Origin of the sequence: Pseudomonas syringae (assembly GCF_000737245.1) — a bacterium.
GTDB lineage: Bacteria > Pseudomonadota > Gammaproteobacteria > Pseudomonadales > Pseudomonadaceae > Aquipseudomonas > Aquipseudomonas syringae_J.
Genome location: NZ_JPQU01000057.1, coordinates 21,265 through 29,250, shown reverse-complemented (window position 1 = coordinate 29,250; position 7,986 = coordinate 21,265). Strand labels below are relative to the sequence as shown.

Genomic DNA, 7,986 nt, shown 5'->3' with positions numbered 1-7,986 from the left:
ACAGCGAGCAAGTCGACCACGCCCTGCTCACCGAATACGCCTGCCTGAAAGACATCTGCCGCAGCGACAAAGCTGTTGATTTCGTGCTGAGCTGGCTCAACCACAACCCGGCCATGTCGCGACCGATGTTCTATGCCGCGCCTTTGAGTGCGCAGACCGAACTGGGCGTGCAGTTTGCTGTTTTCACCAACGCGGGCTGGTTGTTGATCAAGGAAGCCCGTCAGTGGATGGAACGTCTCAAACAATGGGGCGCTGGCCTGGTGCTCGACACTGGTCGCCTGTCACCCGCCACCCAGGTCAATCTCACCGCCGCCTGGGGCACTCTGGCTCCCGCGTTGCAGATGGGCATTCAACAGGCGGTGCAGGTTTTTCTGCAGCAGATGGACAAAGGCCAGCTACCGGACATGGACGCGCTGTTTCGCAGCCTGCCCAATGCAGCGGGCGTGGCGATCCTTGATGCGGCTCGGCGAGAGAACGTTACCTTCCAGATAGCCAGCGCCGAAGACCTGCAACACCTTGGCAAGACCGCCCTGGCCGTGCAGGAGCATCGAGAGCGGCTGCGCTATCTGACTAATATCACTCGGCACCGCAAAGCTCAGGACCCTAACTGGCACCGCAGTCCCGACGCCGATTGGTTCAAGGAACGTCGCCAGACCACTCAACAGTCCTTGAGCGAACTGGAACAACAACTGGCCAAGGCCATGATTCCGGTAGCTGACCTGCCCAGTGATTCGACGCACTTGCAAACGGCGTCATCCGGTAAGCCAGGGCTGGCGTTGGTGTTTCCGGCGCAACAGCATCGCGAGGTGCGTTCAGTGCTGGAGAGTTATCGCAAGGGTGTGACGGTGGCGCCCAAGGCGGGGTTGCTGGGGGATGGGGCCGGGTTGTTGGTGTTTGTGGCGCAGGTGGTGAATTTGGTGGTGGTGAGCAGGAAGACATTTTCTGAATCAAACAAACCGAAGGAGTTAACAGCTTTTGCCAGCAGCTTCTTCGCAACAGCTGCGGCTGGATTCGGCGCAGCACAAGGTATTGCCGATACTGCCTTGGGTGCCCATGCCGCAGAGTTGGCGAAAAATCTGAAGAAAGCGGAGCTGTTTGGTGTTCATGTGCAGATGGGGAAATTGCATATTACCCTTGGGGTTGGCGGTTATCCTGCGGGCATGGTTGCTGCTGCCATGAGTCTCAATAGCTCCCACAACAGCTGGCAAGAAGCGGTACGTAACGGGAACAGCGAAGCACAGCAAGGTGCTGTGATCAGTATGCTCGGCAACAGCGGTTTTCTGGCCAGCAATACTTATGGCGCAATACAAACAGGTATTGCCTTCAAAAATGTCCTGGCCACAGCCCGCAACTCCCCGGCCCGGATAGCAGCTTGGGCAGCGGCTGGCACACGCCTGTCCACGGTGTTCCTGCGATTTAACGTGGCGGGCATTTTGTTTACTGCGCTGGAGCTGTCCGGCAGTTGGTACTACAACCGCAATAATCTCAGCCGCCACGACCGCTGGTTGTTGAGCACGCCATGGGGCCAAGGGCAGGATTCTGACCTATGCGCTTCATTACCTCTTGAGCATTACCTCAAAGAACTCCGCGCGCATTACCAGGCCCCTCGGATGCAAATCATAATGGGCGGCGATAATGCTACTCGGCAGTTCATGCTGCATTTCCCGACGTTGTACGCTGCCGAACTGACCAAACCTGTCGGAAGTCATGCCAGCGCTGCCGTGCTCAATATCGGTGGCTATCAGGTTGTTCGTGAGCAAACGGGGCGGGACCGAACGCCGGAGCGCTGGAGGCCTTTGGACGAAGCGCTGGAGGACCGTTTGTACATAAAACAGCTCAATCCTCTGATTGTGGAATTGGACGACGTGCGCGGGCTTATCAGAGCGGACCAGATCAGTCATACCGACATCGTGCTCTCAATCCAGCTGGGCCCCATCATTTCGACAGGGCAACACGAAGCGAATGTGTATGAGGTGCGCTTTCCGGCGTTGGGCGAAAGCGGCGACTTCCCGGCGGTGGACCTCGATCCACCGGGAGAACAATGCGAGTACTTCAAGATCAATCCAGACCTCATGCCTGAGGTGAAAAAATAAGATGGCAAAAGAGATTGCTGGCCCGCCATCTATGAACCGCGCCCCCCTCGCCGGCCTACTGGAGGCTTTCCCAACGGGTCAGGTCACTTATCTGGCGCCATTGCCGTTACCCACCGACCTGCCTCCCCAGGATTATGGGCAGGCAGTCGGTGAAGTGAACGACATTTGTCTGGACTTGGGTGTAGGGTTACCTTCCGTTTTCGGATGGCAGATGACGCTAGGAGGACCTTTCTGGGCTATTTGGTTCTCTGGCCTTTTTGCTCCAGCATTCATTTGGTTCCTCACACTTACCTGGGGAGATGGATTTGATCAAGCGGCACAAAATGCTCTGTATTACATGCCCTTTGGACTTGAAGTTGGTGGTTGGCTCGCCGCCGTCACCTTAACCATCTACCTCACCATTACCTTCCACCACCTCCTCAAATACAAGGAAGTCGTCCCCACCCGCTTCAATCGCCAGCGCCGTGAGGTCTGCTTCGTCCCCCGTGGTCATACAGAGCCTATCTTCGTGCCGTGGGAGTCGTTGTCTGCCTGGGTTGTGCAAGCCAGAAGCGTGACCCAGTACGGCCTGGATATCCGCTACGCCATGGGCGTGGGGTTTTACCACCCGCCCCACGACGAGCATTACAGCCTGGAGTTTTTCTGTGCCGGGTTTGATCTGGCGGTGTGCAACTGGGAGGCGATTCGCGCGTACATGGAATACGAGGTGCACAGCCTTAAGGAAATCCAGGACCCTCTGGAACTGCAAAACCCCGGCGACCCGCCACATGAAGGGTTGCATACGTTCTACAACGCCCGGGAGCGGATGCGTCGGCGCCGCAAGAATCGTGAGGTGGGGTTCTTCTATCCGTTCTGGTGGTACCTGTACCACGTGCTGACCCTGTGGACCCTGCCCAACTACCTCACCGAATGGGAGATCCGCCGCATTAAAAGCATCGGTCGCGCGGTGATACCGGATGCCATGCAAAGCTGGTCGGAACCGTTGCCACCTGAACAGTGGGCCAAACCCAGCGCTGAACTGCTGCGCCTGAGCCAATCGGTGAAAGCCTTGCGGGACAAAAGGCCCAGTCAGAATCTTGCATCAAGGTTTGCCGAGGTGTTGCAGGCAGATCGGGACACTGCCAAATGAGCCTAGGAAGCGACCCATTGGTAGAAGCCAATTTGTTGGCGAGGGTCCACAGCCGACACTCATCTATCGGATGTACCGACGCCTCGCGAACAAGTTCGCTCCTACCGATCCAGCGTCAGCAGGAGGAACAATGCGAGTACTTCAAGATCGACCCAGACCTCGAAGTGAAAAAATAAGATGGCAAAAGAGATTGCTAGCCCGCCGCCCATAAACCACGCACCTCAGGCAGGCATGCTGGAGGTTTTCCCTACCGGCCAGGTTACCTATCTAGCGCCATTACCGTTACCTACCGATCTACCTGCGCAGGATTACGGCGGCGCGGTGGGAGAAGTAAACGATAGATACCTGGACTTTGGGATCGGCCTGCCCGCGGTCTTTGCGTGGCAGATGGGGCTGGGCACACCTTTCTGGGCAATTTGGTTCTATGGGCTTTTTGCACCTTTTTTCACATGGTTCTTGGGGATTGCGGACGGAGACTCAATGGAAGACTCCATAGAATTTGCGCTTCAAGTAATGCCTTACACCCTCGAAATGGGAAGCTGGGCCGCCGCCTTCGCCCTCACCATCTACCTCACTATTACCTTCCACCACCTCCTCAAATACAAAGAAGTCATCCCCACCCGCTTCAACCGCCAACGCCGGGAAGTCTGCTTCGTCCCGCGCGGCCATACCGAGCCTATCTTCGTGCCATGGGAGTCGCTATCCGCCTGGGTGATAGAGGCCAGAAGCGTGACCCAGTACGGCCTGGATATCCGCTACGCCATGGGCGTGGGTTTTTATCATCCGCCCCACGACGAGCATTACAGCCTGGAGTTTTTCTGTGGTGGGTTTGATCTGGCGGTGTGCAACTGGGAGGCGATTCGCGCGTACATGGAGTACGAAGTGCACAGCCTCAAGGAAATCCAGGCCCCACTGGAGCTGCAAAACCCCGGTGACCCGCCTCATGAAGGACTTCATACGTTTTACAACGCGCGCGAGCGTATGCGTCGGCGACGCAAGAATCGTGAAGTGGGTTTCCTCTATCCGTTCTGGTGGTACCTGTACCACGTGCTGACCCTGTGGACCCTGCCCAACTACCTCACCGAATGGGAGATCCGCCGAATTAAAAACATCGGACGCGCGGCAATACCGGACGCCATGCAAAGCTGGTCGCAACCGCTGCCGCCGGAGCAATGGGCCAAACCCAGCGCCGAACTGGTACGGCGGAGCCAAGCCGTGAAAACCTTGCGCGAGAAACGGCCCGGCCAGAACCTTGCGTCACGGTTTGCCGAGGTGTCGCTGGCGGATCGGAATGCTGCCAAATGAGCCTGAAAAACGCCCCATGGGTAGGAGCCAACTTGTTGGCGAGACGTCGGCACTGCGTCATCCGAAATACCGCCGCGCGAACAAGTTCGCTCGCATCAAACACAGTAATTATCTGAACTGAAATGCTTTTTTCTGTAGGAGCGCGCTTGCCCGCGATGAACGATGACGCGGTCTGCCTGCAAAACCGCATCATCGTTCATCGCGGGCAAGCGCGCTCCTACAGGGCCAGTGTTTGCTGCGCGACAGCGCGGCGTTTGGAGGAAGAGGTATCTCCTACAGACCGCTTCGCTGGGCAGCCAGCTCGGCAGCACGCTCTGCCCGCTGGACGCTTGTCAGCTCGGACTTGACGGTCAGCAGCTCGGAGATATCTGGATGCTGGGCCAGTACATCATGGCCGAGAAAACCGAAGACATTGGCGTAAAGCCTGATTTCCCGCTCGCTCTCGAAGCCTCTTGCGATAGCCGAGCGGGCGAGCTTATGGACGTGTTCCAAACGCTGTTGCGGACTCAGATCGGCTCGATATTCAGGAAAGAAGCGCTGCATATGCAGATACAGCTCTGCAATGGATTTATCAAAGGCCAACGCTTTCAACGCAGCCCACTGAGCATCGCTTGCCGTATAAGGTTGCTCGTACATCGGGATGGCAGGTTCTGCGGGGCGTCTGTAGTGCGTCCATCCAGAGAGCGACGTATTGGCAACCATGATCTGCTGGCAGGGGCCGAACAGCTCAGACCGCGGATAAGCATCAGCACCAAACAAGGCACGGGCCACTGCAGGGTCGGAGATACGCAAATACATTTCTTCGTACTGTGGCGCCTGGAAGCTAGTCAGCCAGCGCATATGAGCCAGTAGCTGTTGCCAAGAGCAATCACTTACCAGCAAGTACCCCCATTGGTGTTGGGTATTGGCCAGAAACTGCAGGAGCACCGGATCGTCGCGATCCCGCAGACGTATCAGGCATGGGGAACAATGGCTGATTGATGCCCACTGGGTACCCAGGTAGAGCACGTCGACCTGGGCCGCTGCGGACCACTCATAAACACGCCGCAGAAGATCTTTGACCTGCAAGGCATCTAGAAGAAGTCCGGCCGTTTGATTCCAGGGAAAGTCATCGGGCAAGGGATTGATGGATGTCATGTTCATACCGCGCCCTTCCTTGCTTCAGCACAACGAAGACAGAATGGGTCTCCGTTCTCTACCGTCTTGGTTTGTTGATAGGGAACCAGCGAAGGAGCCCCAGCTAACGGCTCCTCGGGAATCAAACCACTGGGCAAACCGGGCGCCGCCGGCATCCCCGGCACTGGCGCCCCTCCGAGCAGAATCGGCACACTGCTGAAAATCCCTAACGGGGTGATATTGATCCAGTGTGGGCCGGCCTTGATGGTCGCGTTCAGGCCAGCGTTGATCACCACATGGCTCGTCGACGACTCCAGATGCACCTGCGCAGCAGCACTCACTAGATAGTTGCTCGCTGCAATATGCTGACTCCCCACCACCGTCAGCGAGTCATCAGCACCAATTTTGGTATTGCGCGCGCCGTGAGTCAGGTGATGTTCTTCACTTTTCAACTCATGACTGGAAACCCCACCCACTAGAACGCTGCGCTGGCCTTCGACCTGAATCGACTGGTCGTTGAGCACCAGTTCGGACCAGTCACGCTGTGCGCGAATGGAGATTTCTTCCCGTCCCTTGGCGTCCTCGATGCGCAGCTCGTTATATCCGCCCCCGCCAGGGCTGCTCTGGGTCTTGAACAGCGTCTGGGTCTTTTGCGCGGGCAGGTTCAGCGGTATGCGCGTGGTGGCGTTGGGCAGGCAGGCCTGGACGTAAGGCTGGTCGGGATCTGACTCGAAGTAACCCACGACCACTTCCATGCCGACCCGAGGGATCAACGCCGTGCCGTATTGATCATGGGCCCAGCTGGTAGCGACCCGTAGCCAGCAGCTTGAATGCTCGTTGCGCCGGCCTTCCCGATCCCAGAAGAACTTGACCTTGACCCGCCCGTATTCGTCGCAATGCACTTCCTCGCCCGGAGGGCCGGTGACCAAGGCGTGCTGGCTGCCGAGGATCCGAGGTTTCGGATGTTTTAGAGGCGGGCGAAACGGGATCAGCCCTGGAATCGCTTCGAAGCGGTTGCGATAACCCTGGCTGAACTCGCCCGCCACAGCGCTGCTGTTGGCGAACGCTTCCAGCACCTGAGGCTGTTTGCCCTCATGAATGATCGAGGTCAGTAACCACTGGGCGCTCCAGTCCGGGTTGGGGTGTTCAAGTTGAAATAGATGGCCGCTGACCAGCGCCGGCTGATCGCTGTGACCGCTGCCTTGAATGTGATCGGCACGGTGCCGCTCCAGCGCTTTTTGCGCTTGCCGCAAGCCTGCCTCGCGGTCGGTGAACGCAGCGGGATAGGCGTAATCCTCCAGGTCCTTGCGACCTTGGCCTGATGCACTGCCAAGCAGGTCTACCGGAGGTCGTTCGAAATGATAGTTCTGACGACTGACTTTGCCGGTGCGGGTGGCGAGGCGCACATTGAAAGTGCTGATAACCGGGGTTTCGGCCACCAGCCCGCTGCCTTGTTTATAGATCACTGGCGTGTTCAGGATCGGCAGCTGAATCGGGTCATCGGCAAACACCAGCAAGTGCTTTTCGCGGCAGTGCTGAAAGTGAAAATGCAGGCCCTCCTCTTCACACAACCGCCGCAGAAAATGCAGATCCGTTTCGTGATACTGGGTGCAGTAATCCCGTGGCTTGCAGGGTTCGCGCAACTTGAAGCTGTACTCGTCCGGCGCGATGCCGTGGTCCTTGAGCAGCTTGCCGATGATCTCCGGCACGCTTCGGTTCTGAAAGATCCGATAATTGCTGCGATACGCCAGCCGTTTCAAGCTGGGCACCAGTTGGATGCAATAGTGGGTGAAGCGCTTGCCGGAATCGCCCCGGGCTACTTCGCCGATTTCTCCGTGCAGGCCGTTACCGTCACCATCAAAGCTCAAATAGGCCGAACGGTGCAGTAGCTCTTCCAGATTCAGATCGGCGCGCTCGCTAACCAAGTCGATTCGCACACTGAACGGCCGGCTGATCGCCTCTTGAGCGCGGAATTCCAGGACGCGAAGATCATGCATCAGTCCCGCAATATCCAGCGTAAACGAGGCGCAGTTGGCGGGGGTCGACATGGGCAAGTCCTTGGCCGGGAAAAGGCGGGACTTTGCACGTTATTGATTGGGTCGTCAGTCAGGCTTCAGACTTTATATTCGTAGGAAATTTCTGCGATGACCCGCAATTTTCTCCATGCCAGAAATGGCGCCATCGCCGGCAAGGCGGAGCGCCAGCCCGGTCACTCCTGCAGATGGTTACTGAACCTGTGGGAGATTCTAATGTTCGCCCCGCAAGCGGGCGTGACGACGTGGGACCGCCTTCAGGCGGGAAGAGGCCAGTACATCCAATCCATATTTATCGTCTGAAATGCCG

Annotated in this window: 5 protein-coding genes and 1 pseudogene; 4 read left to right on the top strand and 2 right to left on the bottom strand. The window is 57.6% G+C overall.

From position 1 onward, the window contains the following. From IV01_RS26880 to IV01_RS27130, 3 genes and pseudogenes are all read left to right on the top strand, one after another. Window positions 1–2,093: pseudogene (locus IV01_RS26880) on the top strand (hypothetical protein); the annotation flags it as partial. A 337-nt stretch (window positions 2,094–2,430) separates the two neighbouring features. Further along, window positions 2,431–3,222: a hypothetical protein gene (locus tag IV01_RS05930; RefSeq protein ID WP_229636149.1), complete on the top strand. Its 792-nt coding sequence runs from the start codon at window positions 2,431–2,433 to the stop codon at window positions 3,220–3,222. A gap of 480 nt (window positions 3,223–3,702) precedes the next feature. Further along, entirely contained in the window at window positions 3,703–4,527 is an 825-nt protein-coding gene (locus tag IV01_RS27130; protein ID WP_229636148.1) for a hypothetical protein, read from the top strand. A gap of 273 nt (window positions 4,528–4,800) precedes the next feature. Here the strand turns inward: IV01_RS27130 and IV01_RS05940 are convergent, their stop codons facing one another. Together IV01_RS05940 and IV01_RS0125410 are read right to left on the bottom strand one after the other, a co-directional pair. Next, a complete protein-coding gene (locus IV01_RS05940; protein ID WP_032630495.1) occupies window positions 4,801–5,670 on the bottom strand; it encodes a DUF4123 domain-containing protein in 870 nt (289 codons plus the stop codon). After that, window positions 5,667–7,691 (bottom strand): type VI secretion system tip protein VgrG, encoded by a 2,025-nt coding sequence (locus tag IV01_RS0125410; protein ID WP_032630494.1) that lies wholly within the window; start codon window positions 7,689–7,691, stop codon window positions 5,667–5,669. Before IV01_RS0125410 ends, IV01_RS05940 begins: the two co-directional genes overlap by 4 nt. Before the next feature lie 96 nt (window positions 7,692–7,787). Between IV01_RS0125410 and IV01_RS05945 the strand changes: the two genes are divergently transcribed. Further along, complete coding sequence (locus tag IV01_RS05945) at window positions 7,788–7,979, top strand: hypothetical protein (RefSeq protein WP_032630493.1); 192 nt, start codon at window positions 7,788–7,790, stop codon at window positions 7,977–7,979. Window positions 7,980–7,986 lie beyond the last annotated feature (7 nt).

Coding starts and splice junctions, on each gene's coding strand:
- IV01_RS05930 (WP_229636149.1), top strand. CDS start 2,431: ATGCCCTTTGGACTTGAAGTTGGTGGTTGGCTCGCCGCCGTCACCTTA.
- IV01_RS27130 (WP_229636148.1), top strand. CDS start 3,703: ATGGAAGACTCCATAGAATTTGCGCTTCAAGTAATGCCTTACACCCTC.
- IV01_RS05940 (WP_032630495.1), bottom strand. CDS start 5,670: ATGAACATGACATCCATCAATCCCTTGCCCGATGACTTTCCCTGGAAT.
- IV01_RS0125410 (WP_032630494.1), bottom strand. CDS start 7,691: ATGTCGACCCCCGCCAACTGCGCCTCGTTTACGCTGGATATTGCGGGA.
- IV01_RS05945 (WP_032630493.1), top strand. CDS start 7,788: ATGACCCGCAATTTTCTCCATGCCAGAAATGGCGCCATCGCCGGCAAG.